The 229-nt window shown below is 63.8% G+C and carries 1 protein-coding gene; it reads right to left on the bottom strand.

The features are described 5' to 3' along the window. Window positions 1-229: amino acid permease (locus EXE42_RS18060; RefSeq protein ID WP_137707143.1), on the bottom strand; the 229-nt coding region annotated here is incomplete at both ends.

Raw genomic sequence — 229 nt, forward strand, 5'->3', positions numbered from 1 at the left:
AGCCGAACAGCGAGTACTCGCCGAACAGCAGGCGTGCGGCGTCGACGACCGCGGTCTCGTTGTTCGCGACCAATTCGTTCGGCACCGCGGCGAGCAGCACGAGGAGGAACAGCGCGTAGACGACCGTGACGATGATCACCGAACCGAGGACCGCGAGCGGGAGATTCCGTCCGGGGTTTTTGATCTCCTCGGCGACCGAGGTGATCTGGACGAATCCCAGGTACGAGAC

This window comes from Halorubrum sp. SP3 (assembly GCF_005435195.1).
Taxonomy (GTDB): Archaea; Halobacteriota; Halobacteria; order Halobacteriales; family Haloferacaceae; genus Halorubrum; species Halorubrum sodomense.